The organism is Nocardioides korecus (assembly GCF_054778395.1).
Window position 1 is genome coordinate 365,742 of record NZ_BAAGZO010000002.1, and the last position, 25,264, is coordinate 391,005.

The 25,264-nt window shown below is 73.6% G+C and carries 25 protein-coding genes; 9 read left to right on the forward strand and 16 right to left on the reverse strand.

Translation table 11 applies throughout. The features are described from left to right. Positions 1-272 precede the first annotated feature (272 nt). On the forward strand, positions 273-1,559 hold the full coding sequence (locus tag ACYVDA_RS04985; RefSeq protein WP_460815544.1) for a thymidine phosphorylase: 1,287 nt from the start codon (positions 273-275) through the stop codon (positions 1,557-1,559). 40 nt (positions 1,560-1,599) lie between these two features. Here the strand turns inward: ACYVDA_RS04985 and ACYVDA_RS04990 are convergent, their stop codons facing one another. Then, the gene (locus ACYVDA_RS04990; protein WP_460815547.1) at positions 1,600-1,914 is read right to left on the reverse strand and encodes an EthD family reductase; all 315 of its coding nucleotides are present in this window, start codon (positions 1,912-1,914) and stop codon (positions 1,600-1,602) included. 69 nt (positions 1,915-1,983) lie between these two features. Then, positions 1,984-2,436 carry a MaoC family dehydratase gene (locus ACYVDA_RS04995; RefSeq protein WP_460815549.1) on the reverse strand — a complete coding sequence of 151 codons (453 nt, stop codon included), beginning with the start codon at positions 2,434-2,436 and terminating at the stop codon, positions 1,984-1,986. A 67-nt stretch (positions 2,437-2,503) separates the two neighbouring features. Here ACYVDA_RS04995 and ACYVDA_RS05000 point away from each other — a divergent pair, with 67 nt between their 5' ends. Continuing rightward, positions 2,504-3,616 (forward strand): adenosine deaminase, encoded by a 1,113-nt coding sequence (locus ACYVDA_RS05000; RefSeq protein ID WP_460815551.1) that lies wholly within the window; start codon positions 2,504-2,506, stop codon positions 3,614-3,616. 226 nt (positions 3,617-3,842) lie between these two features. Next, positions 3,843-4,592, forward strand: a complete 750-nt coding sequence (locus ACYVDA_RS05005; protein ID WP_460815553.1) for a helix-turn-helix transcriptional regulator — start codon at positions 3,843-3,845, stop codon at positions 4,590-4,592. 81 nt (positions 4,593-4,673) lie between these two features. On the opposite strand, the gene ACYVDA_RS05010 is transcribed toward ACYVDA_RS05005, so the two are convergent. The 5 genes from ACYVDA_RS05010 to ACYVDA_RS05030 form a co-directional block, all read right to left on the reverse strand. Further along, positions 4,674-5,297 carry an ATP-binding protein gene (locus ACYVDA_RS05010; RefSeq protein ID WP_460815555.1) on the reverse strand — a complete coding sequence of 208 codons (624 nt, stop codon included), beginning with the start codon at positions 5,295-5,297 and terminating at the stop codon, positions 4,674-4,676. A gap of 2 nt (positions 5,298-5,299) precedes the next feature. Further along, positions 5,300-6,169 carry an aldehyde dehydrogenase family protein gene (locus tag ACYVDA_RS05015; protein ID WP_460815557.1) on the reverse strand — a complete coding sequence of 290 codons (870 nt, stop codon included), beginning with the start codon at positions 6,167-6,169 and terminating at the stop codon, positions 5,300-5,302. A 1-nt stretch (position 6,170) separates the two neighbouring features. Further along, positions 6,171-7,607 carry an aldehyde dehydrogenase family protein gene (locus ACYVDA_RS05020; protein ID WP_460815559.1) on the reverse strand — a complete coding sequence of 479 codons (1,437 nt, stop codon included), beginning with the start codon at positions 7,605-7,607 and terminating at the stop codon, positions 6,171-6,173. Then, positions 7,607-8,587, reverse strand: a complete 981-nt coding sequence (deoC, locus tag ACYVDA_RS05025; RefSeq protein ID WP_460815562.1) for a deoxyribose-phosphate aldolase — start codon at positions 8,585-8,587, stop codon at positions 7,607-7,609. Before deoC ends, ACYVDA_RS05020 begins: the two co-directional genes overlap by 1 nt. An 83-nt stretch (positions 8,588-8,670) precedes the next feature. Then, positions 8,671-9,114 (reverse strand): OsmC family protein, encoded by a 444-nt coding sequence (locus ACYVDA_RS05030; RefSeq protein WP_460815565.1) that lies wholly within the window; start codon positions 9,112-9,114, stop codon positions 8,671-8,673. A gap of 130 nt (positions 9,115-9,244) precedes the next feature. On the opposite strand from ACYVDA_RS05030, the gene ACYVDA_RS05035 reads away from it, so the two are divergent. Further along, positions 9,245-9,718: a MarR family winged helix-turn-helix transcriptional regulator gene (locus ACYVDA_RS05035; protein WP_460815567.1), complete on the forward strand. Its 474-nt coding sequence runs from the start codon at positions 9,245-9,247 to the stop codon at positions 9,716-9,718. 24 nt (positions 9,719-9,742) lie between these two features. Beyond that, positions 9,743-10,915 (forward strand): acyl-CoA dehydrogenase family protein, encoded by a 1,173-nt coding sequence (locus tag ACYVDA_RS05040; RefSeq protein ID WP_460815570.1) that lies wholly within the window; start codon positions 9,743-9,745, stop codon positions 10,913-10,915. A gap of 7 nt (positions 10,916-10,922) precedes the next feature. Here ACYVDA_RS05040 and ACYVDA_RS05045 read toward each other — a convergent pair whose 3' ends face one another. Together ACYVDA_RS05045 and ACYVDA_RS05050 are read right to left on the reverse strand one after the other, a co-directional pair. Beyond that, positions 10,923-13,442: a hypothetical protein gene (locus ACYVDA_RS05045; RefSeq protein ID WP_460815572.1), complete on the reverse strand. Its 2,520-nt coding sequence runs from the start codon at positions 13,440-13,442 to the stop codon at positions 10,923-10,925. Continuing rightward, positions 13,439-14,440, reverse strand: a complete 1,002-nt coding sequence (locus tag ACYVDA_RS05050; RefSeq protein ID WP_460815576.1) for a glycosyltransferase family 2 protein — start codon at positions 14,438-14,440, stop codon at positions 13,439-13,441. The genes ACYVDA_RS05045 and ACYVDA_RS05050 overlap by 4 nt, the downstream gene beginning before the upstream one ends. Before the next feature lie 170 nt (positions 14,441-14,610). Between ACYVDA_RS05050 and ACYVDA_RS05055 the strand changes: the two genes are divergently transcribed. After that, complete coding sequence (locus tag ACYVDA_RS05055; protein ID WP_460815578.1) at positions 14,611-15,123, forward strand: GtrA family protein; 513 nt, start codon at positions 14,611-14,613, stop codon at positions 15,121-15,123. Here the strand turns inward: ACYVDA_RS05055 and ACYVDA_RS05060 are convergent. From ACYVDA_RS05060 to ACYVDA_RS05090, 7 genes are all read right to left on the reverse strand, one after another. Next, positions 15,110-16,708, reverse strand: coding sequence for a hypothetical protein (locus ACYVDA_RS05060; protein ID WP_460815580.1), 1,599 nt, complete (start codon positions 16,706-16,708; stop codon positions 15,110-15,112). The genes ACYVDA_RS05055 and ACYVDA_RS05060 overlap by 14 nt on opposite strands. Beyond that, on the reverse strand, positions 16,708-17,460 hold the full coding sequence (locus ACYVDA_RS05065; RefSeq protein ID WP_460815583.1) for an SDR family NAD(P)-dependent oxidoreductase: 753 nt from the start codon (positions 17,458-17,460) through the stop codon (positions 16,708-16,710). Before ACYVDA_RS05065 ends, ACYVDA_RS05060 begins: the two co-directional genes overlap by 1 nt. After that, positions 17,457-18,776 carry an FAD-binding oxidoreductase gene (locus ACYVDA_RS05070; RefSeq protein WP_460815586.1) on the reverse strand — a complete coding sequence of 440 codons (1,320 nt, stop codon included), beginning with the start codon at positions 18,774-18,776 and terminating at the stop codon, positions 17,457-17,459. The genes ACYVDA_RS05065 and ACYVDA_RS05070 overlap by 4 nt, the downstream gene beginning before the upstream one ends. Beyond that, positions 18,773-20,254 carry a UbiA family prenyltransferase gene (locus tag ACYVDA_RS05075; RefSeq protein WP_460815589.1) on the reverse strand — a complete coding sequence of 494 codons (1,482 nt, stop codon included), beginning with the start codon at positions 20,252-20,254 and terminating at the stop codon, positions 18,773-18,775. Before ACYVDA_RS05075 ends, ACYVDA_RS05070 begins: the two co-directional genes overlap by 4 nt. 120 nt (positions 20,255-20,374) lie before the next feature. Further along, positions 20,375-20,980 (reverse strand): Maf family protein, encoded by a 606-nt coding sequence (locus ACYVDA_RS05080; RefSeq protein WP_460815593.1) that lies wholly within the window; start codon positions 20,978-20,980, stop codon positions 20,375-20,377. 9 nt (positions 20,981-20,989) lie between these two features. Beyond that, positions 20,990-21,220 (reverse strand): acyl-CoA carboxylase subunit epsilon, encoded by a 231-nt coding sequence (locus ACYVDA_RS05085; RefSeq protein ID WP_460815594.1) that lies wholly within the window; start codon positions 21,218-21,220, stop codon positions 20,990-20,992. Beyond that, the gene (locus ACYVDA_RS05090) at positions 21,220-22,812 is read right to left on the reverse strand and encodes an acyl-CoA carboxylase subunit beta (RefSeq protein WP_460816115.1); all 1,593 of its coding nucleotides are present in this window, start codon (positions 22,810-22,812) and stop codon (positions 21,220-21,222) included. Before ACYVDA_RS05090 ends, ACYVDA_RS05085 begins: the two co-directional genes overlap by 1 nt. Before the next feature lie 141 nt (positions 22,813-22,953). Between ACYVDA_RS05090 and ACYVDA_RS05095 the strand changes: the two genes are divergently transcribed. Genes ACYVDA_RS05095 through ACYVDA_RS05105 form a run of 3 tightly spaced genes read left to right on the forward strand, consistent with a single transcriptional unit; the run spans position 22,954 to position 25,262 of the window. Beyond that, positions 22,954-23,769, forward strand: a complete 816-nt coding sequence (locus tag ACYVDA_RS05095) for a biotin--[acetyl-CoA-carboxylase] ligase (RefSeq protein WP_460815597.1) — start codon at positions 22,954-22,956, stop codon at positions 23,767-23,769. 7 nt (positions 23,770-23,776) lie between these two features. After that, positions 23,777-24,316, forward strand: coding sequence for a PH domain-containing protein (locus tag ACYVDA_RS05100; protein WP_460815599.1), 540 nt, complete (start codon positions 23,777-23,779; stop codon positions 24,314-24,316). Then, positions 24,303-25,262 (forward strand): adenylate/guanylate cyclase domain-containing protein, encoded by a 960-nt coding sequence (locus tag ACYVDA_RS05105; protein ID WP_460815601.1) that lies wholly within the window; start codon positions 24,303-24,305, stop codon positions 25,260-25,262. Before ACYVDA_RS05100 ends, ACYVDA_RS05105 begins: the two co-directional genes overlap by 14 nt. Positions 25,263-25,264: the final 2 nt, after the last annotated feature.

Genomic DNA, 25,264 nt, shown 5'->3' on the forward strand with positions numbered 1-25,264 from the left:
GTCGGTCCTGGGGCTGACGGGTCGCCGTGGGGCGCGCGTGACGCCGCTCGGGACGGCCCCACCTTACGCAGTACGTCTGCCCGTCCGTGGACGCACGCGTGCCGGGTGAGCACCGCCGGGGCGGGCGGCGGGGCGAGCCAGGGCGGGTAGGTTCAGCGGGTCCGGCCCCCGACGAGGCCCCGAGGAGGCCCCGCAGAGCCCCCGACGAGCCCCCGACGAGCTCCCGACGATCCCAGGCCAGCCCAGCCCAGCGAACCCCACCGGAGGACACCGTGAGCGAGCACGACGCCGTCGAGGTCATCACCGCCAAGCGGGACGGCCACCGGCTCACCGACAGCCAGGTCGACTGGGTGGTGGCGGCGTACACCCGTGGCGAGGTGGCGGACGAGCAGATGTCGGCGCTGGCGATGGCGATCCTGCTCAACGGGATGGACCGCGCGGAGATCGCCCGGTGGACCGCGGCGATGATCGCCAGCGGCGAGCGGATGGACTTCTCCTCGCTCTCACGACCCACGGCCGACAAGCACTCCACCGGCGGCGTCGGCGACAAGATCACCCTGCCGCTCGCGCCCCTGGTCGCCGCCTGCGGCGTGGCCGTCCCACAGCTCTCGGGCCGGGGCCTGGGCCACACCGGCGGCACGCTGGACAAGCTGGAGGCGATCCCCGGCTGGCGGGCGTCGCTGTCCAACCAGGAGATCCTGGCCCAGCTCGAGGACGTCGGCGCCGTGGTGTGCGCCGCGGGCGCCGGCCTCGCCCCGGCCGACAAGAAGCTCTACGCCCTGCGCGACGTCACCGGCACCGTCGAGGCGGTCCCGCTGATCGCCTCCTCGATCATGAGCAAGAAGATCGCCGAGGGCACCGGGTCGCTGGTGCTCGACGTCAAGGTCGGCACCGGCGCCTTCATGAAGGACCTGGACCGGGCCCGCGAGCTGGCCTCGACGATGGTCGCGCTCGGGACCGACGCGGGCGTGCGGACGGTCGCGCTGCTCACCGACATGTCGACCCCGCTGGGGCTGACGGCGGGCAACGCCCTCGAGGTGCGCGAGTCCGTCGAGGTGCTGGCCGGCGGCGGGCCCGCCGACGTCGTCGAGCTGACCCTGGCGCTGGCGCAGGAGATGCTGGCCGGGGCCGGCCGCGGCGACGTCGACCCGGCGCAGGCGCTGGCCTCGGGGCGGGCGATGGACACCTGGCGGGCGATGGTCGCGGCCCAGGGCGGGGACCCGGACGCCGCGCTGCCCACCGCGCGCGAGACCCACGTCGTCGCGGCTCCCTCGACGGGCGTCCTCACCCGGCTCGACGCCCTCGCCGTCGGCACCGCCGCCTGGCGGCTGGGCGCCGGACGGGCGACCCAGGGCGCGAGCGTCCAGGCCGGCGCCGGGGTCGAGTGGCACGCCCGGCCCGGCGACCAGGTCGTCGAGGGCGCCCCGCTGCTGACGCTGCACACCGACGAGCCGGCCCGGTTCGACCGCGCGCTCGCCTCGCTGGAGGGGGCGTACGACGTGGCGCCGGCGGGGACGGCGCACGTCCCGGGGCCGCTGGTGATCGAGCGGCTCGCCTGACGGTCCTCGAGACTCTCCCGAGGAGGTCTGCGGACCTCGCTCAGACGTACGTCGTGACCTCGCCCGTCAGCATGCTGGCGCCGCCGGTGGCGAAGTTGGGGACGTCGGCCCCCGCGGCCTGGCCCTCGGGGCCGCCGAAGCCGGCCCGGAACGCGTCCCGGTCGGCGAAGGTCAGGACCGCGACCAGGTAGTGGTCGGCGGGGGAGCCGTCGGGGCCCGGATCGGCCTTGTGCGAGGTGTAGGAGAGCAGGCCGGGGATCTTGGCCGCGAGCGGGCCGTGCACCGTCGCGTAGTGCTCGTCGAACGCGGCGGGGTCGGTGGGGTGTCCGTAGACGACGGTGAGCTGGTAGGTCATGGGCCCACCTTCGTACGCCGTCCCCGCCGGCACAACTCCCCGGACGACCGGGCCTGACCGGCGCGGACCTCAGCCGAGCAGCAGGACGACGGTCTCCGCGACGCAGGCCGGCTTGTCCTGGCCCTCGATCTCGACCACGAACTTCATCGTCAGCTGCTTGCCGGCCGGGATGTCCGCGACGTCGCCGACGCTGACCTTGGCCCGGACCTTCGACCCGACCCGCACGGGGTTGGGGAAGCGGACCTTGTTGACGCCGTAGTTGAGCTTGGCGCCCGGGGTCTCCAGGGCGAAGACCTTGCTGCCCAACCACGGGATGAGCGACAGGGTGAGGTAGCCGTGGGCGATGGTGCCGCCGAACGGTCCCTCGGCGCTGCGCTCGACGTCGACGTGGATCCACTGGTGGTCCTCGGTGGCGTCGGCGAAGCGGTTGACCCGGTCCTGGTCGATCTCGACCCACTCGCTGGTCCCGATCTCCTCCCCGACGGCGGCCTGGATCTCCTCGAAGGTGCTGAACGTGCGCATCGGCGGCGCTCCTCGTGTGCTGTCAGGGGTGGTCAGGATCGGTCGGCGGGGGTGCTGGAATGGGTCTGTGACCCCCGCCACCGAACCTACCGCCCCGACCGCCGACCAGCTCAAGGCCGCCCCCAAGGTGCTGCTGCACGACCACCTCGACGGCGGCGTACGACCGGCCACCGTGCTGGAGATCGCCGCCGAGGTCGGTCACGAGCTGCCCGCGCACGACGCGGAGTCGCTCGGCCGCTGGTTCACCGAGTCCGCCGACAGCGGCTCGCTGGAGCGCTACCTGGAGACCTTCGTCCACACGGTGGCGGTGATGCAGCGGGCGCAGGACCTCACGCGGGTGGCGCGGGAGTGCGTGGAGGACCTCGCCGCCGACGGGGTGGTGTACGCCGAGGTGCGCTACGCCCCCGAGCAGCACCTGGAGGCCGGTCTCACGCTGGAGGAGGTCGTGCGCGCGGTCCAGGAGGGCTTCGACGCCGGCATGGCCGCCACCGGCACCGACGTGCGCCAGCTCCTGACCGCGATGCGCCACCAGGCCCGGTCGCGCGAGATCGCCGAGCTGGCCGTGACCCACCGCGACGACGGCGTGGCGGGCTTCGACATCGCCGGGGCCGAGGCGGGCTACCCGCCCACCCGGCACCTCGACGCCTTCGAGTACCTCCAGCGCGAGAACGCCCGCTTCACCATCCACGCCGGCGAGGCCTTCGGGCTGCCCTCGATCTGGCAGGCGATCCAGTGGTGCGGCGCCGACCGGCTCGGTCACGGCGTGCGGATCGTCGACGACATCGTGACCGGCGGCCCCGGTGACGCCGCGCAGCTGGGGCGGCTGGCGGCGTACGTCCGCGACACTCGGATCCCGCTCGAGCTCTGCCCGCACTCCAACGTGCAGACCGGAGCCGCCGACTCGATCGCGAGCCACCCGATCGGGCTGCTGGCCCGGCTCGGCTTCCGCGTCACCGTCAACACCGACAACCGGCTGATGAGCGGCACCTCGATGACTCGCGAGATGACCGCGCTGGTCGAGGAGTTCGGCTGGGGCCTGGCCGACCTCCAGTGGGTCACCGTCAACGCGGCGAAGTCCTCCTTCGCCCACTTCGACGACCGGCTGCGCCTGATCGAGGACGTCGTCAAACCCGGGTACGCCGCCCTCGGGCTGGAGCCCGGCACGTCCCGCCACCGCTGACCGCAGCTGAGGGGGGCCTCGTCTTCCTGGCTGAGACACGACACGCCCGGGCCTCCGGGGTGGCGGATGGCCGACACAGGCCCCTGTCGGCGCGACAAACCGCAGGTGAGTGCGAGATTTTTGTCCCACAGCACAGGCGGCGTCGGGCCTCCCATCGGGGGACGGGAGGTTCGGCGCCGGCTGTGCTCCTGGACACAGGAAGCCCGATCTCTGGCACCATCGCACCATGGACACCGCTCTCGACGCCGCCCTGGACGGGGAGAGTGCCGACGTCCGCCGGCTTCGCGCGCAGAGCGATGACATCGTTGACGCAGTGGTGCGGGCGGCTCGCGAGGGCCACGACCGGGTCCGGCGCGTCGTCGGTCTGCGCGAGCTCGTGGGGGTCCTTCGCCAGCTCGAGCCGTCGGCCGCGCTGGGCACGCGGGTGATCCAGCCGGCCTACGCTTACGACCCGGAGGACCCGGGGGTGCGCCTGACCCGCGAGGCCCGCCAGCGGGGCGTGATCACCCGCATCATCACGCGGCCCGCCACCGTGCGCACCCACCCCCTGCTGTCCTCGATCTTCCCCGAGACGCTGCTCGGCCCCTGCTTCCTGCGCTCGATGGTCGTGGACGGCCGCACGGCGCTGGTCGGCGGCCCCGACGACCTCGAGGGCAACCGCACGTCCTTCCTGACCACGCTGCCCGAGGTCGTCGAGGGCCTGGACGACCTGTGGGCGGCCACCGTCCCGCTGTGCCGCCCGATCCTGGAGCCCGGCCGCCGCCCGCCGCTGACCGAGCGCCAGCTCGACGTCGCCCGGCTGCTGTGCGTGGGCGAGAAGGACAAGGCCATCGCCCGGCTGCTCCAGCTCTCGGCCCGCACCGTCGAGCGCGAGGTCAGCGCGATCCTGGTCGCCCTGGGCGTCGGCAGCCGCACCGAGGCCGTCCTGGCCATGCGCGGCCGCGGCGTCAACGGCGGGGGCTACGCCGGCACCTGAGCCCGTGTCCCTCCTGCGATTGAGCAGGGTGCCGACGGGGCTGGCGGCCCTGCCCGACCGGCGGTGCGCCGGCCCGGCTGCTCAGAGCAGCGGGGCGAGGGCGGCGTACGCCTGGTCGGGGGTGAGGACGCGGCAGCCCTGGGCGCGGGCGGCGGCGACGACGTGGCGCTGCTCGCGCGCCAGGCGCAGACCGCGACGCACGAGGACCCACGGGGGCTTGCGGTGCTCGCGCAGGTCGCGGGACAGGCGGCGCCAGAAGGTCAGGGCCGGGTGCTGGGTGACGCAGACGGCCGCGGCCAGCACGTCGCGGTCGCGACAGGCGGCGACGACCTCGGGGGCGAAGATCCCCTCCGCGACGACGTACGCCGACCCGCCCACGTCGAGCAGCCGCCGACCCACGACCCGGCTGGTGGCGATGTCGTAGACCGGCACCTCGGTCCGGCCCTCGCCGCACAGCTCCTCGAGCGCGGCGAGCGCGGCCTCGAGGTTCCAGGAGCCGGGGGAGTCCCAGTCGACGATCCGCTCCCCGCCGGGGAGCGCGACCCAGGGCAGGGTCGGGTCGTCGCCCTCCTTGTAGAAGTCGTCCAGGCGCAGCTCGGGCAGCCCCAAGCGTCGGGCCAGCCGGGACTTGCCCGAGCCCGAGGGCCCGGCCAGGACGACCACCCGGGCGGGCCCGAAGGTGGGCTGGGGACGCGGTTCGGGCACGCCTAGATCCCGGTCGGGTGCCAGACGGTCCTGGTCTCGGTGAAGCGGGTCATCCGCTCCAGCGCCGGGGAGGCGCCCAGGTCCTCGACGCCGGCCCGGCGCACGCGCTTGAGGTTGATCGCGGCCTCGATCTCCAGGTTGCGGGCCAGCTCGGGGTCCTCGACCCCGGTCAGGTCCAGACCGTCGACGTCGAGGTGCGAGGCCAGCCACGGGGCGATCTCGGCGTGCGGCCCGGTGAGCAGGTTGACCACCCCGCCGGGGACGTCGGAGGTCGCCATCACCTCACCGAGCGTGATCGCGGTCAGGGGGTGCGGCTCGCTGGCCAGCACCACGCAGGTCCCGCCGGTGACGATCACGGGGGCGACCACGCTGACCAGGCCCAGGAGCGGGTCGGCGGGGGCCGCCACGGCCACGACGCCGGTCGGCACGGGGGCGGAGTGGTTGAGGTAGGGGCCGGCGACCGGGTTGGCGCCGCCGACGACCTGGGCGAGCTTGTCGGCCCACCCGGCGTACCAGACCAGGCGGTCGACGGAGGCGTCGACGGCCGTGCGGGCGCGGGCGGAGGTGAGTCCCTGGGCGGTGCGCAGCTCGGCCTCGAACTGGTCGCGGCGGCCCTCGAGCACCTCGGCGATGCGGTAGACCACCTGTCCCCGGTTGTACGCCGACCGCCCGGCCCACCCGGGGAAGGCCTTGCGGGCGGCCACGACGGCGTCGCGGGCGTCCTTGCGCGAGGCGTGCGAGGCGTTGGCCCAGAACCGGCCCTTGGCGTCGCGCACCTCGTAGCTGCGCCCGGACTCCGAGCGGGGGAAGGCCCCGCCCAGGTAGAGCTTCCAGGTCTTGCGCACCTCGGTGCGTCCGTCGGTGCCCGCCATCTCAGCGACCGCCCTTCAGGTAGGCCTCGAGCCCGTGGCGGCCGCCCTCGCGGCCGTAGCCGGACTCCTGGAACCCGCCGAACGGGCTGGTCGGGTCGAACAGGTTGAACGAGTTGGTCCACACCACGCCGGCCCGCAGCTGCGAGGCCGTCCACAGCGCGCGCGAGCCCTTGTCGGTCCACACCCCCGCCGAGAGCCCGTACGGCGTGTTGTTGGCCTTCGCGACCGCCTCGGCGGGCGTGCGGAAGGTCAGCACCGAGAGCACCGGCCCGAAGATCTCCTCGCGCGCGATCCGGTGGGCCTGGCTGACCCCGGTGAACAGCGTGGGGGCGAACCAGAAGCCGCGCTCGGGCAGCTCGCACGGAGCCGACCAGCGCTCGGAGCCCTCGGCCTCGCCGACCGCGACCAGCTCGGTGATCCGGTCCAGCTGGGCACGGGAGTTGATCGCGCCGACGTCGGTGTTCTTGTCCAGCGGGTCGCCCACCCGCAGGGTCGCCATCCGGGCCTTGAGCCGGTCGAGGAACTCCTCGGCGACCGACTCCTGGAGCAGCAGCCGCGAGCCGGCGCAGCAGACGTGGCCCTGGTTGAAGAAGATGCCGTCCACGACGCCCTCGACCGCCTGGTCGAGGGGGGCGTCGTCGTAGACGATGTTGGCGGCCTTGCCGCCCAGCTCGAGGGTGACCGACTTGCTCGTCCCCGCGACGGTGCGCGCGATCGAGCGGCCGACCTCGGTGGACCCGGTGAAGGCGACCTTGTCGACGTCCGGGTGCGCCACGAGCGCCTGCCCGGTGGCGCCGGCGCCGGTGACGATGTTGACCACGCCGGCGGGCAGGTCGGCCTGCTGGCAGATCTCGGCGAAGAGCAGCGCGGTGAGCGGGGTGGTCTCGGCCGGCTTGAGCACCACGGTGTTGCCGGTGGCGAGCGCCGGGGCGACCTTCCAGGCCAGCATCAGGAACGGGAAGTTCCACGGGATCACCTGACCGGCGACGCCGAGGGACTGCGGGTCCGGCCCGAGGCCGGCGTGGGAGAGCTTGTCGGCCCAGCCCGCGTAGTAGAAGAAGTGCGCGGCGGCCGTGGGCACGTCGACGTCGCGCGCCTCCTTGATCGGCTTGCCGTTGTCGAGGGTCTCCAGGACGGCGATCTCGCGGGCGCGCTCCTGGATGATCCGCGCGATCCGGAAGAGGTACTTGCCGCGCTCGGCGCCGCTCATCCGCGACCACACCCGGGTGTGGGCGCGCCGGGCGGCCTTGACGGCGGCGTTGACGTCGGCCTCGGTGGCCTCGGCGACCTCGCCCAGCACCTCCTCGGTGGCCGGCGAGATGGTCGGGAACGGCGTCCCGGACCCGGCGGTGAACTCGCCGTCCACGAACAGGCCGTAGGAGGACCGCAGGGTCACCACCGAGCGGGACTCGGGGGCGGGGGCGTAGTCGAGTGCCATCAGTCCACCGTCACGTGGTCGGGGCCGGAGTAGCGGCCGGTCGAGAGCTTGCTGCGCTGCATCAGCAGGTCGTCGAGCAGCGAGGAGGCGCCCAGGCGGAACCAGTCGGGGTCGAGCCAGTCGGGTCCGGCGACCTCGCTGACCACCACGAGGTGCTTGATCGCGTCCTTGGTCGTGCGGATGCCGCCGGCGGGCTTGACCCCGACCATCCGCCCGGTCGCGCGGCGGAAGTCGCGGACCGCCTCGAGCATCACCATCGTCACCGGGAGGGTGGCGGCCGGCTGCACCTTGCCGGTGGAGGTCTTGATGAAGTCCGCGCCGGCCATCATCGCCAGCCAGCTCGCGCGCCGGACGTTGTCGTAGGTCGCGAGCTCGCCGGTCTCCAGGATCACCTTGAGGTGGGCGTCGCCCTGCGGGTGACCGGCCGGCCGTGCGCAGGCCTGCTTGACGGCCACGATCTCGTCGTGGACCTCGCTGTAGCGGCCGGTCAGGAAGGCGCCGCGGTCGATCACCATGTCGATCTCGTCGGCACCGGCCGCGACGGCGTCGGCGACGTCGGCGAGCTTGACCGCGCGGGAGGCCCGTCCGCTGGGGAAGGCGGTCGCGACCGAGGCCACCTTGACGCCGGAGGTGCCGAGCGCCTCGCGCGCGGTGGCGACCAGGTCGGGGTAGACGCAGACGGCGGCCGTGGGCGGGCAGTCGCGGTCCATCGGGTCGGGCCGCTGCGCCTTGGCGGCGAGCGCGCGCACCTTGCCGGGGGTGTCGTTGCCCTCGAGGGTGGTCAGGTCGACCATCGAGATGGCGAGGTCGACGGCGTACGCCTTGGCGGTGGTCTTGACCGAGCGGGTGCCGAGGGAGGCCGCACGCCGGTCGGCACCGACCTGGTCCACGCCGGGCAGGCCGTGCAGGAATCGTCGCAACGAGGCTGCCGACGCTGCTGCGTCGGCCAACGAGTGCGACACCTGGTCCTGGGAAGTCACCGCGTGAGTGTAGGGACAGCACGACCCCGGTCGCACCTCACGTGCGCCGGGGTCGTGCTGGGGATCTCAGGGGATCGGTGGCCTCAGCCCTCGAGCGAGGCGTCGAGCGTGATCTCCACGCCGGTCAGGGCCTTGCTGACGGGGCAGGAGGCCTTGGCGTCCTGGGCGGCCTTCTCGAAGCCGGCGGCGTCGAGGCCCTCGACCTCGCCGGTCACGGTGAGCTTGATGCCGGTCAGCTTGAAGCCGCCGTTCTCCTTGTCCTGGCCGAGCGAGACGTCGGCGGAGACCTCGAGGGACTGCGGCGTGCCGCCGGCCTCGGCGATCAGGGCGGAGAACTGCATCGCGAAGCAGGCCGAGTGGGCCGCGGCGATGAGCTCCTCGGGGCTGGTGGTCCCACCGGCGTCGTCAGCCGCGCGCTTGGGGAAGGAGACGTCGTAGGTGCCGACCTTGGAGCTGCTGAGCTCGACCTGGCCCGAGCCGTCCTCGAGGGTGCCGTTCCAGGCGGTGCGAGCGGTGCGAGTGGGCATCGTGGTTCTCCTTGCGGTGGGGATCGGATGAGGTGTGCGACAAAATGTCTTGTGCACAAGATGACTGTAGGCACGCTAATCTGGTCGGGACAAGGGCGGATCACGACTTTTCTGCGACGAGGTGGTGGGCATGAGCGACGACGGTGCGGTGCGAGGGCTCGAGGAGCTGCTCTGCTTCGACCTGTACGCCGCCTCCCGCGCGGTCACGGCCCTCTACCGCCCGATGCTCGAGGAGCTCGGCCTGACCTACCCGCAGTACCTCGTGCTGGTCGCCCTGCGGCCCGGGGAGCCGCTCGGGGTGTCCGGGATCGCGGAGGCGCTGAGCCTGGACCACGGCACCCTGACCCCGCTGCTGCGGCGGATGGAGACGGCCGGCCTGGTGACCCGGACACGCAGCGCGGCCGACGAGCGGCGGGTCGAGATCGCGCTCACCGAGGCGGGGGCGGCGCTGCGGCTGCGGTTCGACGACGTGCAGTGCGTGGTGGCCGACGCCGTCGGGCTCGGGGTGCCGGAGTTCCGGGCCCTCCAGGACTCGCTGCACCGGCTGACCCGGTCGGTGCGGGCACGCGCCGAGGGGGAGCCGGTGGAGGTTAGCGCTCGTTAACTCCCCGTCGCTAGGATGCCCGGCATGACCTTCGAGCTCTCCGAGGACCACGAGTCGTTCCGTCGGGTCGTGCGCGACTTCGCCGAGAAGGAGATCGCGCCGCACGCCGCCCAGTGGGACCGCGACCACCACTTCCCGGTCGACGTCGTGCACCGGATGGGCGAGCTGGGGCTCTTCGGGCTCACCGCTCCGGAGGAGTACGGCGGGGCCGGCGAGGACGGCGACTTCACCAGCCTGTGCGTCGCCATCGAGGAGCTCGGTCGCGTCGACCAGTCGATGGGCATCACGCTCCAGGCCGGGGTGGGCCTGGGCATCAACCCGATCCTCGAGTACGGCACCACGGCGCAGAAGGAGCGGTTCCTGCCCGACCTGGTGGCCGGGACGGCGCTCGCGGGCTTCGGGCTGACCGAGCCCGGCGCCGGCTCCGACGCCGGGGCCACCCGCACCCGCGCCGAGCTCGACGCGGGGGAGTGGGTCGTCAACGGCTCCAAGCAGTTCATCACCAACTCGGGCTCCGAGATCACCAGCCTGGTCACGGTGACCGCGCGGACCGGGGAGCGCCCCGACGGCCGCCCCGAGATCTCCGCGATCATGCTGCCCAGCGGCACGCCCGGGTTCACCGCCGAGAAGGCCTACGACAAGCTCGGCTGGCACGCCTCGGACACCCACCCGCTCTCCTTCGACGACGCCCGTGTCCCCGAGGACCACCTGCTGGGCGAGCGCGGGCGCGGCTACGCGCAGTTCCTGGCCACCCTCGACGACGGCCGGGTCGCGATCTCGGCGCTCTCGGTCGGCTGCATCCAGGCCTGCCTGGAGATGGCCGTGGCGTACGCCGGGGAGCGGCAGACCTTCGGCGGCCCGATCGGGCGCAAGCAGGGCGTGGCCTTCCAGATCGCCGACCTCGAGGTGATGCTGCACGCCAGCCGGATGCTCACCTACCGCGCCGCCGCGCTGAAGGACCGCCGCGCCCCGATGAAGGAGTTCAAGCAGGCCGCCGCGGTCGCGAAGCTCTACACGACCGAGTCGGCCGTGACGGCGACCCGGATCGCCACCCAGGTCTTCGGCGGCTACGGCTTCATGGAGGAGTACCCCGTCGCCCGGTTCTACCGCGACGCCAAGGTCCTCGAGATCGGCGAGGGGACCTCGGAGGTCCAGCGGATGCTGATCGCGCGCGGGCTGGGCCTGCCGGTCGAGTAGGCCGTCCTCACCGCAGGCGCAGCACGACGTAGTCGCCCGAGCGGAAGGTCACGGTGGCCAGCTCCTCGAGGCGACCTAGCTGCGGCGTACGTCCTCGGGCGACGGCGGTGCGGTCGACGAGCAGCCAGTCGACGCCGTAGCGCCGGCGCAGCACCTCCAGGGCCGCGCGCGTGGGGACGTAGAACGCGCGCTGGTTCGCCGCCAGCCGCGGCGGGTCCCAGAACGGTGTCCTGTTCGAGTTGGTCAGCGGCGTCGAGGGCAGCCCGACCGTGGTCGGGGAGACGTAGGCCCAGCCCTCGACCAGGACGCGCCGCTCGCTGTAGCCGGACCGCCAGAAAGCGCGGTGGTCGCACCGCGGGAAGACGTCGCCGGGCGACGTGCAGTGCCCGTTGGTGGCGACGAGGTCGGTGGGCGCGGAGTGGCGGCGCAACCAACGCGCGGACTCGATGCCCCCGGGGCCGATCAGGGGCGGGGCAGTCGCGACGTCCGCGCGGTCGGTGGCCACCGCGTGGACGAGCGTCGGCGCCTCGGCCAGGACCACGACCGCTCCCGACCCGGCCACGGCGGCCGCCAGCAGCAGCGTCGCGCCCCCGACCGTCGGCCCGCGCAGGAGATCGCGCCGACGTGCGACCAGGCGCACCAGCAGGACCAGGACCAGCAGGCCGCCCCAGCCCTCGACGAGCGGCACCGCCACGGCCTCGAGCGTGTTGGCCGTGGTCGCGTGGGGGCCCGCGGGGTGGGTGGAGCCCGGGGCCACCGCGTGGACCACGAGCGTCCAGAGGGTGGCCAGCACCGCGGTCGCCGCCAGGGTGAGCACCTCTGCGCGCCGCAGCCGCCGCGGGAGCGCGGCCGCCAGCCCCGTGCCGGTCAGCAGGGGCGCGACCACCAGGACCGACCACGTGAAGTAGTGCTGCGAGAGCGCCACGTGGTCCAGGACCAGCGTCGCGCCCACCCCTGCGGCCAGGGTCGCGACCAGGAGCAGGGGGGTGGCCGACCGTGGTGCCTGCGGGCGTAGGTGACCGGTCGCGCCGAGAGCGGGCGCCGCCTTGGCCAGCAGGAACGAGACCGCGAGCACCACGACCACGAGGAGCGGCACGGTGCCCGCGGCCGTCGACAACCCCGACATCGACTCACCGGACCGCACCAGGGTGCGCAGCGGGTCGACCACCAGCGAGCGGTTGCCGCTGCCCCAGAACACCCGTCGGTCCACGGCGAGGGCGACCCCGGCCAGGACCAGCGCGAGGCACGCGCGCCACCAGCCGCCGACGACAGCCGACTCCCGAGGGCGGCGCCTCCGGCCGGGCCACGGGGCGCCGAGCAGCCGGAGCGTGCGCCAGCCCGCCACCACGGCCGTCCCGGCCAGCAGCGGCGGCAGCGAGCTGGACTTCGCCGCCCCCGCGGCGACCAGCACGACCAGCAGGCCGCCCCAGCCCGCGACGGCGCGAGCCCCGACCGGGGCCTCCTCGCGAGACCCGGTCACCAGGCGATCCAGCAGCAGCAGGGCCAGCAGGGTGAACGGCAGGGCGTAGACGAAGGTGGGGGACAGGAACGCACGGGCCGCGGTCTGCGGCCAGCCCGACGGCGCACTCGCCGGAGCCCACCCCAGGAAGCCCGGGGTGACCCCGAGGAACGCCACGGCCGCGGCGACACCGGCCCAGGCGGGCCGGGCCGGACGGGTCGCGCCCGGGGTCGCCGGCCTCGGGACGAGCCGGGAGGTCACCTCGGCCACCGCGAGCAGGGTCAGCACGAGCAGCAGGGCCGGGTCCAGTCCCCGGACGAGGAGGACGGGCTCGGTTCCGGTGACCCAGGAGGCGGCCGCGACGTGGACGTACCAGAGCCAGTGGTAGCCCAGGGGCGTGCCGAGGACGTACGGCACCTGGGGCGGCAGGTGGTGGCGCAGCTCGCCGACGAGCGCGAGGTGGTACTGCTCGTCGACGTAGGGCGCCCGGAGCGAGGCGAGCGTGTCGGGGTGCACCGACCACTGGTCCGCCGCGACCCGCACCACGACGTACGCCGCCATCAGCGCCAGCGCCCAGCCGGCACCGCTCCCGGGCCCACGACGGGCCGGGACCCGGGGGAGGGGCGTGGCGTCACCCCGGCGCGTCCGCAACCGCCACCCGAGGATCGCGAGGAGCACGACGGCGGGCCACGCCAGGATCGCGTGGGGGTGCCCCAGCGCGAGGACCACGGCGTACACCCCGGCCTCGGCCAGGAGCCCCACGACCGTGCCCAGGGCCAGCTCCCCGATCCGAGTGACCCGCTCGCGCGTGACCAGGCGGAGGAGCAGCGTTCCGGTGAGGGTGAGGTGGACCGCGACGTAGGCGCTGTAGCGGAGCAGGTCGCCGACGGGGTAGCCCCCGACCCGGTGGGCCAGGACCACCGCCAGCAGCCAGCAGAGCACCCCGGGGAACGCGTCCACGACGCCCTGGCGCACCCGGGCGCCTCGGGCACCTCCGCCGTCCCCAGGGGGCCGGGCCACCCCGGCCTGCGGCGCGTCGCGGGTGGGGCGCGCGGCGGTCGTCGTCACCGCCCGCGCACGCCCACCGCGAGCGCGGGCGCCGCCGTCGGCGGAGCAGCGGGTTCGTGGACGCAGGTCGCGTCCAGCGAGTCGTGGGCCACGAAGTACGCCGGGCGGCCCTGCAGGTGGGTGTACATCCGGCCGACGTACTCGCCCATGATCCCCAGGCTGACCAGCTGCACGGCGCCGACGCCGCACACGATCAGCACGGTGGAGGCCCAGCCCGCCACGGAGTCGCCGCGCACCAGGGCGGCCACGACGTACACCATCAGCAGCGCCGCGAGGACGCCCGAGAGCAGCCCGGCCAGGGTGGCGACCCGCAGGGGCACGACCGAGGAGCCGGTGACCGAGTCCAGGGAGAGCCGCACCATCGTCAGCAGGGGGTACTTCGAGGTGCCGGCGGCGCGGACCTCCCGCCGGTAGGGCACCCGACCGCTGGGGAACCCGAGCGCCGGGACGACGAAGCGCAGCACGCGAGCGTGGTCGGGCATCGTGTTGACCGCGTCGACCGTGGCGCGCGACATCAACCGGAAGTCACCGACGTCGCCCTCGGCCCCGGTCTGCGCGATCCGGCGGATCAGCGCGTAGAAGGCACGTGCCGACCAGCGCTTGAACCGCGAGTCGGTGGAGCGGTCGGCCCGCTCGCCGTAGACGACGTCGAGGGCGTCGCGACGGGCCAGCTCGAGCATCCGCGGGATGACCTCGGGCGGGTCCTGGAGGTCGGCGTCCAGGGTGACCACGAAGTCGCCGCGGCACCGGCGCAGCCCGGCCGAGAGGGCCGCCTGGTGACCGGCGTTGGCGCGCAGGCGCACCACCCGCAGCTCGCCCCAGGTGCGCCGGTGGCGCTCCAGCCCGGCTGCGGTGAGGTCGCGGCTGCCGTCATCGACCGCCACCACCTCGTACGCCGTGCCGAGGCCGTCGAGGACCGGCCGCAGCCGCTCGACCAGCAGGTCGAGCACCTCGGCCTCGTCGTACATCGGGATGACCACCGAGAGACCGACCTCCATGGAGGCAACCGACCACGGTGGCCGGACGGGGCCGGCAACACGGGTGGAACGTCGCGGGAACGCCCAGGGAACGCGCGCCCAACACGCTCGCCCCCGGTGCGCGACGGTGGCAGCAGCACGGGCTGGCGCGCCCTGGGGCCCGGCGCGGACGGCGCGGCTAGGCTGCGACCATGGCCTCACGACGGCGTCGTACGGGCGGTGAGGCGGCCAAGTTCTCCCTGGTCAACGCGGGAGCCACGGTCGTGGCCGTGGTGCTGTTCAACCTCGCGGTTCACGGCGTCCCGCGCCTCGCGACCCCGGGGCCGGCCAACCACCTGCCGGTCCTGGCCTGGCTCGGCGCCAACCTGGTCGGGATGGCGCTCAGCTTCTGGGGCAGCAGGCGGTGGGCCTTCGTGCACCGCCGTCCTTCCGGTCCGGCCGGGGGAGCCCTGCACTACACGCTGGTCAACGTGGCGTCCTTCGCCATCCCGATGACGTGCCTGTGGCTGAGCCGCAACGTGCTGGGCGAGGACTCCTGGGTGGCCGACAACCTGTCGAGCAACGTGGTGGGGGCGCTGCTGGGGATGGCGTTCCGGTTCTGGGCCTTCCGGCGCTTCGTCTTCAAGCGACGTCGTGCTCATTCCGCCGACCCCGACCCCGAGCCCGACCCCGACTCCGAGCCGGCGGGCCTCAGCGGTCGGTGAGCCGCTGCCACTCCTGCGGGCTGACGGGCATGCCCTGGTGGTAGAGGGCGTAGTAGCCCGTGCCCCGGATGGGGGTGTGCACCTTCCAGGTCTTGACCCCGGGCCCCGGGTCGCGGCGCTCGTAGTGCAGGCCGTACTCCGTGGGGATGCGCCGGTAGTCCTCGGGGCGGTAGAAGCGGTAGTTCTGCCCCATCAGCCACGACGAGGCGCGCTGCCGCTCGAGCGCCTGGCGCACGATGAAGCGTGAGTCGAAGCGGTCCACGAACTCGCAGCGGCAGTAGTAGAGGATCTCGCCGAACTCGCCGCCGCTGTGGATGGCCACCTTCGGCATCCGGGCCAGGTCGAGGCCCAGGGCGCGGTACTGCGGCGTGGTGGCCCAGTTGCCGATCACGGGTCCCTCGGAGAGCACGGGTCCCTGCCGGGCCACGCTCCGGCCCCAGAAGTACGCCGACGGCGCGGCCACCACGGCCGCGACGGCCACGGCCAGCACCACCCCGAGGACGCGACGAGACGCGCTCGGCGACCCGGCGAGGACCGCCAGCGCCCACGCCAGGGTGATGGTGGCCGAGGCGACGGTGAGGCCGTAGTACCAGAAGAAGGGCGGCACATCGAGGGCGATGAAGGCCAGGTAGTAGGCGAGGCCGGCCGCGGCGAGCGTGAGCGGCGGCAGCCACGGGACCCGGCGCCACCGTCCGAGCAGAGGAGCCGCGAGCACCGCCACGAGGCCGGCCCCCAGGACCCACAGCGCCGGTCGGACCCCGTCGGGGTAGACCCGGCCGAAGCGGTTCCACAACCCGCTCCAGAACGGCGAGACCCGGGCGAACCTCGACCCGCCCTTCATCGCGAGGGTGTCGGGGATCGCCGAGCCCAGGTGGACCCAGCTCCACGCGAACCACGGCAGGCAGACCACGGCGGCGATCACGCCGGTGACCAGCACCGAGCGCAGCAGCGGGCGGCGCACGGCCGGGGTCAGCAGCCAGACGACCGCCACGGGCACCACCAGGTCGGGCCGCAGGAGCACGGCCACGCCGGCGAGCACGCCGTACCGGACCGGCGCGCCCTCGCGGGCGGTGACCACGAGCCAGACCAGCACGGTGACGGCGAGCAGCGTCTCCATGCCGATCGTGCCCATCAGGAACGGGTCGGTGAACAGCAGCGGCACGCCCAGCCAGGCCAGCCGCGTGCCCACGCCCCAGCTGCGACCCAGCCGCAGCAGCCCCCAGGCGCACAGCGCCGGGTTGACCACGGCGACCACCCACAGCGCGCCGATCGGGTCCCGGGTCAGGTACGACAGGCCGCCGAGCAGGAGGGCGTTGAGCGGGGAGGTCATCGTGTTGGACGGCACGCCCGGCAGCAGGCCCCACTCGCCGCGCTCGAAGAGCCCGCGGGCGTAGCCCAGGGTGATGTAGGTGTCCTCCACCAGGGCGTCGTGCAGGGCGACCATGGTGACCAGGCCCAGCAGGGCCGCCAGCACGACGGGCCCGGCGGACGCCGGCGTCGGCCGGCCCAGGGAGCCCAGGGGGCGTCGCGAGCGGGTCGTCCCGGGCGACTCGAGGGTCCGAGCCGTCTCGGTGGCGGCGTCCACTAGATGTCCAGGTGGTCGAAGACGCGGTCGGGGATGCTGCGCACGACCGCCATCACCACGCGCCAGCGGGCGGGGGCGTAGACGACGCGGTCGCCGCGGGCCACGCCGTCGACGACCGCCTCGGCGACGTCGGCCACCGGGGCCAGCTTGGTCTTCCCGCCGGCGAGGTGGGCGGTCATGGGGGTCTCGGTCGGCCCGGGCTTGACCAGCACCACCTGCACCTGACCGCCCTGGGCCAGCCGGTGCTGCATGCCGCGAATGGCCGTGGTCACCATCGACTTGGCCGAGCCGTAGAGGTAGTTGGACCGGCGGCCGCGGTCGCCAGCGACAGACCCCAGGACGCAGAGGGTGCCGTGGTCGTCGGCGACCATGCGGGCGATGACCTGCTCGGCCAGGACGACCTGGTGCACGCCGTTGACCTCGAGCGCCTCGCGGGTCCGGTCCGGGGCCGACTGGAGGGCGACCTGGTCGGGCAGGGTGCCGAAGGCCACGAGGGCCACGTCGACCGGTCCCGCGGCGTGCAGCCGGTCCAGAAGCGCGTCCACCGCGCCGGCGTCGGCGACGTCGAGCACCTCGCAGGTCGCGGTCAGCTCGCCCCGGGCGCGCAGGTCGGCGGCGACGCGTTCGAGGCCCGCGGCGGTGCGGCCGACCAGGACCACCTCCCGGGCGCCGCGGGCGACCCAGAGCCGCAGGCAGGCCTGGGCGATGCCGGACGTGGCCCCGAAGACCACGATGCGCTTGACGTCCCTCATGCCAGTCCCAACCTCCGTGATTGCGTCGAGGAGAACACCCCGACCGCGCCGTACTTCTCGCGCACCGCCTCGAACTCCTCCCACCGCGGGTAGCCCGCGCGGAAGGTCGAGACGCTCATCCGCGCGTCCTTGCTGAGGTAGAGCCGCCCGCCCGCGGCCACGACGAGGTCGTCGAGGTCGTCCAGCAGCCCCAGGGCCGCCGGGGAGACCGGCAGGTCCAGGGCCAGGGTCAGGCCGGGCTGGGGGAAGGACAACAGGTTCTGGTTGCCCTCGCCCAGCGTCTTGAGCACCGCCAGCGGCGAGGCCAGACCGGCCCGGGTGACCCGGTCGAAGATCTGCCGGAACGGCTCGGACCCGGCGCTGGTGGGGAGCACGAACTGGTACTGCAGGAAGCCGGGCCGGCCGTAGACCCGGTTCCACGCCCGGACGCCGTCGAGGGGGTAGAAGAACGGCTCGTAGTCGACCAGGTGGTCGGTGACCGGCTTGCGCACCTTGCGGTAGTAGAGCGCGTTGAAGGCCGCCACCGTGTGGCGGTTCAGCGCCCAGGTCGGGGCGAAGACCGGGAAGGTGGGGCCGCCGTCGCGGCGGCTCCGGGGCTCGGGGTCGCCCGGGAAGTCGGCGTGCTCGCCGAGCATGAGCAGCGACCGCCCGAAGCGTCGGCCCCGGCTGACGCAGTCGATCCAGGCCACGGAGTACGTCGAGGACTCGTGCCGCACCAGGGCCTCGAGCACCTCGTCGAGGGAGCCGAGCCGCAGGACGCGCTCCTGCACGCTGCTGCACCGCACCGGGAGCAGGGTGAAGGTGACGCTCAGGACGACGCCGGTCAGTCCCATGCCGCCGCAGGTGGCGCGGAAGAGGTCGGCGTTCTCGGTGCGCGAGGCGGTCACGACCTCCCCGCTGCCGAGCAGCACCTGCAGGGAGACGACGTGGTCGGAGAAGCTGCCGGAGCCGTGGTGGTTCTTGCCGTGGACGTCGCTGGCGACCGCGCCCCCGACGGTGACGAACTTGGTGCCCGGGGTGACCGGGAGGAACCAGCCGCGGGGCACGTAGACCCGCAGGACCTCGGCGAGCGAGACCCCGGCCTCGCAGGTCAGGGTGCCGGTGGCCGGGTCGAAGTCGATGAGGTCGTCGAGCCCGAGGGTGCTGATCACGTGCTCGTTGAGCGCCGAGTCGCCGTAGCTGCGGGCCAGTCCCCGGGCCAGGACCGGACGCCCGTCGAGGGCCGCGGCGGCCTCGCCGGGGGAGGCGGGCCGGGTCGTGCGGGCCTCGACGGTGGGGTGGAGCCCCCAGCCGGTGATCGAGCGGACGTCGTTCACAGGGCGACCACCGTGGCGGCCACGAAGACCACGAGGACCAGGGCCCCGACCAGCAGGCTGGTGCGGTCGCGGACGGCGTACAGGATGGGGTCCTCGTTCATCTGGCCGCGGTGGGCCACCAGCCAGGCCCGGGAGATCCAGAACAGGATCAGCGGCACGCTGATCCACAAGATCTCCGGGGTGCGGTAGAGCGCGGCGGTGCGGACGTCGTTGACGTAGAGCGCCAGCACCACGGTCGCGGCGTACCCCGCGGTGACCCCCAGGGAGGTCATCACCTCGAGGTCCTCGTGGACGTAGCCGCGACCCCGCACGGCCCCCTGGGCGGGATCGGCGGAGAGGCGCACCCGGGTGAGCTCGCTGACCCGCTTGATGAAGGCCAGGCTGAGGAAGAAGAAGAAGGAGAAGGTCAGCAGCCAGAACGACAGCACCGCCGAGGTGGCCGTGGCGCCGGCCACGATGCGGGCGGTGTAGAGGATCGCCAGAGTGACGACGTCGACCACCACGCGCCGCTTGAGGTCGACGGTGTAGGCGAGGGTCAGCGCGAGGTAGCCGACCAGCGTGGCGGTGAACAGGGGCGGCAGCAGCAGCGCCGAGACCCCCAGCGACGTCACCATCAGCAGGGGCCAGACCAGCCACCCGGTCGCCAGGTCCAGGTCGCCCGAGGCGAAGGGCCGGCTCCGCTTGGTGGGGTGGTGCCGGTCGCTGGCCACGTCGGCGATGTCGTTGAAGAGGTAGACGCTGGAGGCGGTCAGGGAGAAGAGCACGAGCCCCAGCAGCGCCTGCGCCACGGCGCCCGGGCGGTCCACCAGGTGCCCGGCCAGCAGCGGCAGGAGCAGCAGGCCGTTCTTCACCCACTGGTGGGGCCGCATCGCGCGCAGCAGCGCGCTGGCACGGCTCCGGCCGCGGGGGGCGAAGACGCGGCGCACGTTGGGCACCGAGGCGAGCAGCCGCCGGTCGTCGGAGACCGCGTAGGCGTCGGTGGCCGCGGCCCAGACCTCGCGGTCGTCGGTGTGGTTGCCCACGTAGTCGAAGCCGCCGGCGCCGAACCGGGACACCAGCAGGTCGCGCTTGCTGGTCGCGCTCAGGTTGCGGTCGCCGCTGCTGGCCAGGACCTCGTCGAAGAGACCGAGGTGGTCCGCGACGGCGTCGGCCTGCGTCTCCAGGCTCGCCGTGGCCAGCACGACACGACGGCCCGTGGCCCGCTGCTCGGCGACGAACTCCAGCACCTCGGGGTGGTAGGGCAGGGACGCAGGCTCCAGGGTGTGCCGGGAGGCGAGCTCGCGCTTGAGCCGCAGCTTGCCGTCGGCCAGCCACCGCCCCACCTGGACCACGCGCCAGGGCTGCCGGGTCAGGTAGGCGCTGGCGGTCTCGTGCAGCAGGTCGGTGCGCAGCAGGGTCCCGTCGAGGTCCACGACCAGCGGCCGCAGCCGGGCGTCCGGGCGGGCCTCGTGACCCGCGGCGGCGAAGGCCTGGCTCACGCGCGTCCTCCTCGAGGGGTGCCCCGCCACGTGGTCGTGGCGCCCGAGGGCGGCTCCGAGGCTACCAACGCCGCGACCGGGTTCCCGCCTCGCCGCGCGACCGGGTCGCGGGGGTCCGGGTCAGGCCCGGGGGGCCCAGAAGTCGGTCCAGACGAACCCGAGCTCCTCGAACATCAGGCGCAGCAGGGGCAGGCTGATCCCGACGACGTTGTGGGGGTCGCCGGTCACCCCCGACACGAAGACGCCGCCCAGGCCGTCGAGGGTGAACGCCCCGGCGACGGCCAGCGGCTCCCCGGTCGCGACGTAGGCCTCGACCTCCTCGTCGGTGACGTGGGCGAAGCGCACCTGGGTGGCGGCCGAGCGCGCGATCCAGGTCTCCCGCTGGGTGTCGATGACGCAGTGGCCGGTGTGCAGGACCCCCGAGCGGCCGCGCATCTGCTTCCACCGGCGTACGGCCTCCTCGGGCGTGCCGGGCTTGCCGAGGATCTCCCCGTCCAGGGCCAGCACGGAGTCGCAGCCGACGACCAGCGCACGCTTCTGGGTCGCGGCCACCGCGATGGCCTTGAGCTGGGCCAGCTTCATCGTGTAGTCCGCCGGGCCGGTGACCGGCACGGCGCTCTCGTCGACGCCGCTGACGACGACCTCGGGGGACAGGCCGGCGTTGCGCAGGGTGGTCAGGCGGGCCGGCGACTGCGAGGCCAGGACGAGGCGGGGGACGGTGGGCACCGTGGGCTCCTAGCGGGCGCTCGCGCGCCAGGCGCCGGGGCCGTGGCGGTGGGCGGGACGCACGGCGCGGTGGTGGGCGCTCCACTCCGAGCGCGGGGCCGGGGGCACGTCGGCCGCCGCGGCCCCGGCGGCCAGGGCCGAGACGACCGTGACCAGGGCGGCCAGCTGCTCGGGGGTGGGGTCACCCTTCACGACGCGCAGGAGGGGCGTCTGCGGGGCGGTCTCGCTCGCGTCGGCCATCAGAGGGGGATGTTCCCGTGCTTCTTGGGCGGCAGGGTCTCGCGCTTGGTGGCGAGCAGGCGCAGCGCCCGGACGACCTCGACGCGGGTCTCGTGCGGGGTGATGACCGCGTCGACGTAGCCGCGCTCGGCGGCGACGTAGGGGTTGGCCAGGGTGTCCTCGTACTCCGTGATCAGCTCGGCGCGGCGGGCCTCGACCTGCTCGTCGGAGCCGCCGTCCTCGCTGATCTTCGCCAGCTCCTTGCGGTGCACGATGTTGGCCGCGCCCTGGGCGCCCATCACGGCGATCTGGGCGGTGGGCCACGCGAGGTTGACGTCGGCGCCGAGGTGCTTGGACCCCATCACGTCGTACGCCCCGCCGTAGGCCTTGCGGGTGATGATCGTGACCAGCGGGACGGTGGCCTCGGCGTAGGCGTAGATCAGCTTGGCGCCGCGCCGGATGATGCCGTTCCACTCCTGGTCGGTGCCCGGCAGGAAGCCCGGCACGTCGACGAAGGTCAGGACGGGGATGTTGAAGGCGTCGCAGGTGCGCACGAAGCGCGCGGCCTTCTCGGAGGCGTCGATGTCCAGGGTGCCGGCGAACTGCATCGGCTGGTTGGCCACGATGCCGACGCTGCGGCCCTCGACCCGGCCGTAGCCGATCACGATGTTGGGGGCGAAAAGCTCCATCACCTCGAGGAACTCGGCGTCGTCCAGGACGGTGGTGATGACGTCCTTGATGTCGTAGGGCTGGTTGGCGCCGTCGGGGATCAGGGTGTCGAGCGCGCGGTCCTCGTCGGTGGTCTCGAGGTCGGCCGGGGCGTCGAAGACGGGCGGGTCGTCGAGGTTGTTCTGGGGCAGGTAGGAGAGCAGCGCCTTGGTGTACTCCAGCGCGTCCTCCTCGTCGCTGCCCATGTAGTGGGCGTTGCCCGACTTGGTGTTGTGGGTGCGGGCGCCGCCGAGCTCCTCCATCGTGACGTCCTCGCCGGTGACGGTCTTGATCACGTCGGGGCCGGTGATGAACATGTTGGAGGTGCCGTCGACCATGATCGTGAAGTCGGTGACGGCCGGGGAGTAGACGTGGCCGCCGGCGCACGAGCCCATGATCAGGCTGATCTGGGGGATGACGCCGCTGGCGTGGACGTTGCGGCGGAAGATCTCGCCGTACAGGCCTAGGGAGACGACGCCCTCCTGGATGCGGGCGCCGGCACCCTCGTTGATGCCGATGATCGGGGAGCCGGTCTTGATGGCGAGGTCCATCACCTTGGTGATCTTCTCGCCGTAGACCTCGCCCAGCGAGCCGCCGAAGACGGTGAAGTCCTGGGAGAACACGCAGACCTGGCGGCCCTCGACGGTGCCGTAGCCGGTGATCACGCCGTCGCCGTAGGGGCGGTTCTTCTCCAGCCCGAACGCGACCGAGCGGTGCCGGGCCAGCTCGTCGAGCTCGACGAAGGACCCCTCGTCGAAGAGCATCTCGATGCGCTCGCGGGCGGTCTGCTTGCCCTTGGCGTGCTGCTTCTCCACGGCCTTGGCCGAGCCCGCGTGCACCGCCGCGTCGACCCGACGCTCCAGGTCGGCCAGCTTGCCGGCCGTGGTGTGGATGTCGATCTCCAGGTCAGAAGGGGGGACCTCGGTGCCGCCGGTCGCCTGGTGGTCCGGGGTCTTCTCTGCTGCGCTCACGAAACCTCGACGTCTCCTCGGGTGCGGTGCGGTGCGGTGTTCCCACCGCATCGTTCCTGCGTCAATGTAGTGGTCATGAGCGAGCACGAGGCAACGCGCCCATCCCTGGACCCGACCGCCGTGCCCACGACCGGCGGCTGGCGTGTCGAGGTCGTCGCCACCTCGCGCTCGACCAACGCCGACGTGGGCTCCCGCTTCGCCGCCGGCGAGGGGCAGGGCCTGGTCCTGGTCGCGGAGGACCAGACGGCCGGGCGCGGTCGGCTGGGTCGGGAGTGGATCACGCCGCCCCGCGCCTCCCTGACGGTGTCGTTCCTGGTCGTCCCCCCCGCCGAGGTCCCGGCCTCGCGCTGGAGCTGGCTGCCGCTGCTGACCGGGGTCGCCGCCGCGGACGCCGTACGCCGGGTGGCCGGGCTGCCCGTGGACCTGAAGTGGCCCAACGACCTGCTCGCCGAGGACGGCCGCAAGCTGGGCGGGATCCTGCTCGAGCGGGTGGAGCGCCCCTCCCCGCACGGACCGGAGGCCGCGGCCGTGGTGGGGATCGGGCTCAACTGCACCCAGGAGGTCGACGAGCTCGCCGTGCCGCAGGCGACCTCCCTGCTCGTGGCCGGGGCTCGGGACCCCGAGCGCACCGACCGGGCCCGTCTGCTCGGTGCGCTCGTCGAGGAGCTGGACGCCCGGCTCCGGGCGTGGACGGCGGGTGAGGACCTGCGCGACGCCTACCTGGAGCGCTGCGTCACGCCGGGCCAGGAGGTGACGGTGACCGTGCCGGGCGGCGAGCTGCGCGGTCGGGCCACCGACGTCGACGCCGAGGGCTGCCTCGTCGTGGAGACCGAGGCGGGGGAGCAGCACCTGGGCGCAGGTGACGTCGTGCACGTGCGTCCGGTGGCATGATCACGCTGTGGTGATCTCCCGGCGTCTTCTCAACGACGGCGAGCAGGTGGTGCTCAGCACCCGCACCCACGTCAAGGCGCTGGCCGTCCCGGTGGTGGTCCTGCTGGTCGTGGCCGGGGTGGCGGGCTTCGCCACGAGCCTGCCCGACGGCGCCCACGCCGGGCTGTGGCGGCTGGCGATCTGGGTGGTGGCGCTGCTGGTGCTGCTGCGCCTGGTGGTCGTGCCGTTCCTGCGCTGGTGGACCACGACGTACACCTTCACCGACCGGCGCCTGATCACCCGCACGGGTATCCTGAGCCGCAGCGGCCACGACGTGCCGATGAACCGGATCAGCGACATCTCCTACGAGAAGAGCCTCCTGGACCGGCTCTTCGGCTGCGGCACGCTGGTGGTCTCCGACGCGAGCGAGACCGGCCGGGTGGAGCTGCGCGACATCCCCCACGTGGAGGAGGCGCAGCTGGCGGTCAGCGAGGCGCTCTTCGCCGACCCCCGCCTGGCCGGGTCCGATCGCCGCGAGCGGCGGGAGCACGACGATGACGGCACCTGAGGACCTCGAGCGGGCGATCATGGGCGCGGTCGCGGACCTGACGGGCGCCGAGGTGGCCGCCCGGGCGGGCCTGTCGGTCAAGGAGGCGCAGCGGCTGTGGCGCGCCCTGGGCTTCGCCGAGGCCGGTGACGCCCCCGCGTTCAGCTCCGCCGACGCCGAGGCGCTGGACCGGGTCGCCTCGATGGGGCGCGAGGGTGCGCTGGACTTCGACACGCTGGTGCGGATGACCCGCGCGGTCGGCACGACCATGGACCGGCTCGCGGCCTGGGAGGTCGCGACGCTGGCCGGCGGCCTGGACCGCTCGGTGTCGGGGGACTCCCAGCGCGACGAGGCCCTGCGGCTGGTGCAGGCGATCGGGTCGGACTTCGAGGGCCTCGTCGTCTACGTGTGGCGCCGCCACCTGGCGGCGGCGATCGCCCGGGTGGAGAGCGTCGACGTCGCCGAGGAGCAGCTCGCCGAGGCCACCGTCGGGTTCGCCGACCTGGTCAGCTTCAGCGAGCTGACCAACAAGCTCGACGACGACGAGATCGGCAACCTCGTGGAGGTCTTCGAGACCCGCAGCCACGACGTCGTGGCCCGCCGGCGCGGTCGGATGGTCAAGACCCTGGGCGACTCGGTGCTGTTCATGGCCCCGACGCCGGCCGACGGGATGGAGATCGCCTGGGACATCGTCCGGGTGATCGGCGGCGACCCGCGGCTGCCCGACGTGCGTGCCGGGGTGGTCACCGGCTCGGTGGTGCTGCGGATGGGCGACGTCTACGGACCCGCGGTCAACCTCGCGGCCCGGCTGACCGGGGTGGCCCGACGCAACCGGGTCATCACCGACACCCACACCGCGGAGCGGCTGCCCACGCGTCGGTTCGAGACCCGCACGCTCCCGGCCCGGCCGGTGCGCGGCTTCGGCGACCTCCAGCCGGTCGCCGTGCGCCGCACGCAGTCGCGCTGAGG

What these genes read in the sequence shown, in the direction of transcription:
- ACYVDA_RS05020 (WP_460815559.1), bottom strand. Translation starts at nt 7,607, where the DNA reads ATGGCACTCGACTACGCCCCCGCCCCCGAGTCCCGCTCGGTGGTGACC.
- ACYVDA_RS05015 (WP_460815557.1), bottom strand. Translation starts at nt 6,169, where the DNA reads ATGGCGGGCACCGACGGACGCACCGAGGTGCGCAAGACCTGGAAGCTC.
- ACYVDA_RS05085 (WP_460815594.1), bottom strand. Translation starts at nt 21,220, where the DNA reads ATGGCCGACGCGAGCGAGACCGCCCCGCAGACGCCCCTCCTGCGCGTC.
- ACYVDA_RS05095 (WP_460815597.1), top strand. Translation starts at nt 22,954, where the DNA reads ATGAGCGAGCACGAGGCAACGCGCCCATCCCTGGACCCGACCGCCGTG.
- ACYVDA_RS05035 (WP_460815567.1), top strand. Translation starts at nt 9,245, where the DNA reads ATGAGCGACGACGGTGCGGTGCGAGGGCTCGAGGAGCTGCTCTGCTTC.
- ACYVDA_RS05065 (WP_460815583.1), bottom strand. Translation starts at nt 17,460, where the DNA reads ATGAGGGACGTCAAGCGCATCGTGGTCTTCGGGGCCACGTCCGGCATC.
- ACYVDA_RS05105 (WP_460815601.1), top strand. Translation starts at nt 24,303, where the DNA reads ATGACGGCACCTGAGGACCTCGAGCGGGCGATCATGGGCGCGGTCGCG.
- ACYVDA_RS04995 (WP_460815549.1), bottom strand. Translation starts at nt 2,436, where the DNA reads ATGCGCACGTTCAGCACCTTCGAGGAGATCCAGGCCGCCGTCGGGGAG.
- ACYVDA_RS05005 (WP_460815553.1), top strand. Translation starts at nt 3,843, where the DNA reads ATGGACACCGCTCTCGACGCCGCCCTGGACGGGGAGAGTGCCGACGTC.
- ACYVDA_RS05030 (WP_460815565.1), bottom strand. Translation starts at nt 9,114, where the DNA reads ATGCCCACTCGCACCGCTCGCACCGCCTGGAACGGCACCCTCGAGGAC.
- ACYVDA_RS05055 (WP_460815578.1), top strand. Translation starts at nt 14,611, where the DNA reads ATGGCCTCACGACGGCGTCGTACGGGCGGTGAGGCGGCCAAGTTCTCC.
- ACYVDA_RS05040 (WP_460815570.1), top strand. Translation starts at nt 9,743, where the DNA reads ATGACCTTCGAGCTCTCCGAGGACCACGAGTCGTTCCGTCGGGTCGTG.
- ACYVDA_RS04990 (WP_460815547.1), bottom strand. Translation starts at nt 1,914, where the DNA reads ATGACCTACCAGCTCACCGTCGTCTACGGACACCCCACCGACCCCGCC.
- ACYVDA_RS05050 (WP_460815576.1), bottom strand. Translation starts at nt 14,440, where the DNA reads ATGGAGGTCGGTCTCTCGGTGGTCATCCCGATGTACGACGAGGCCGAG.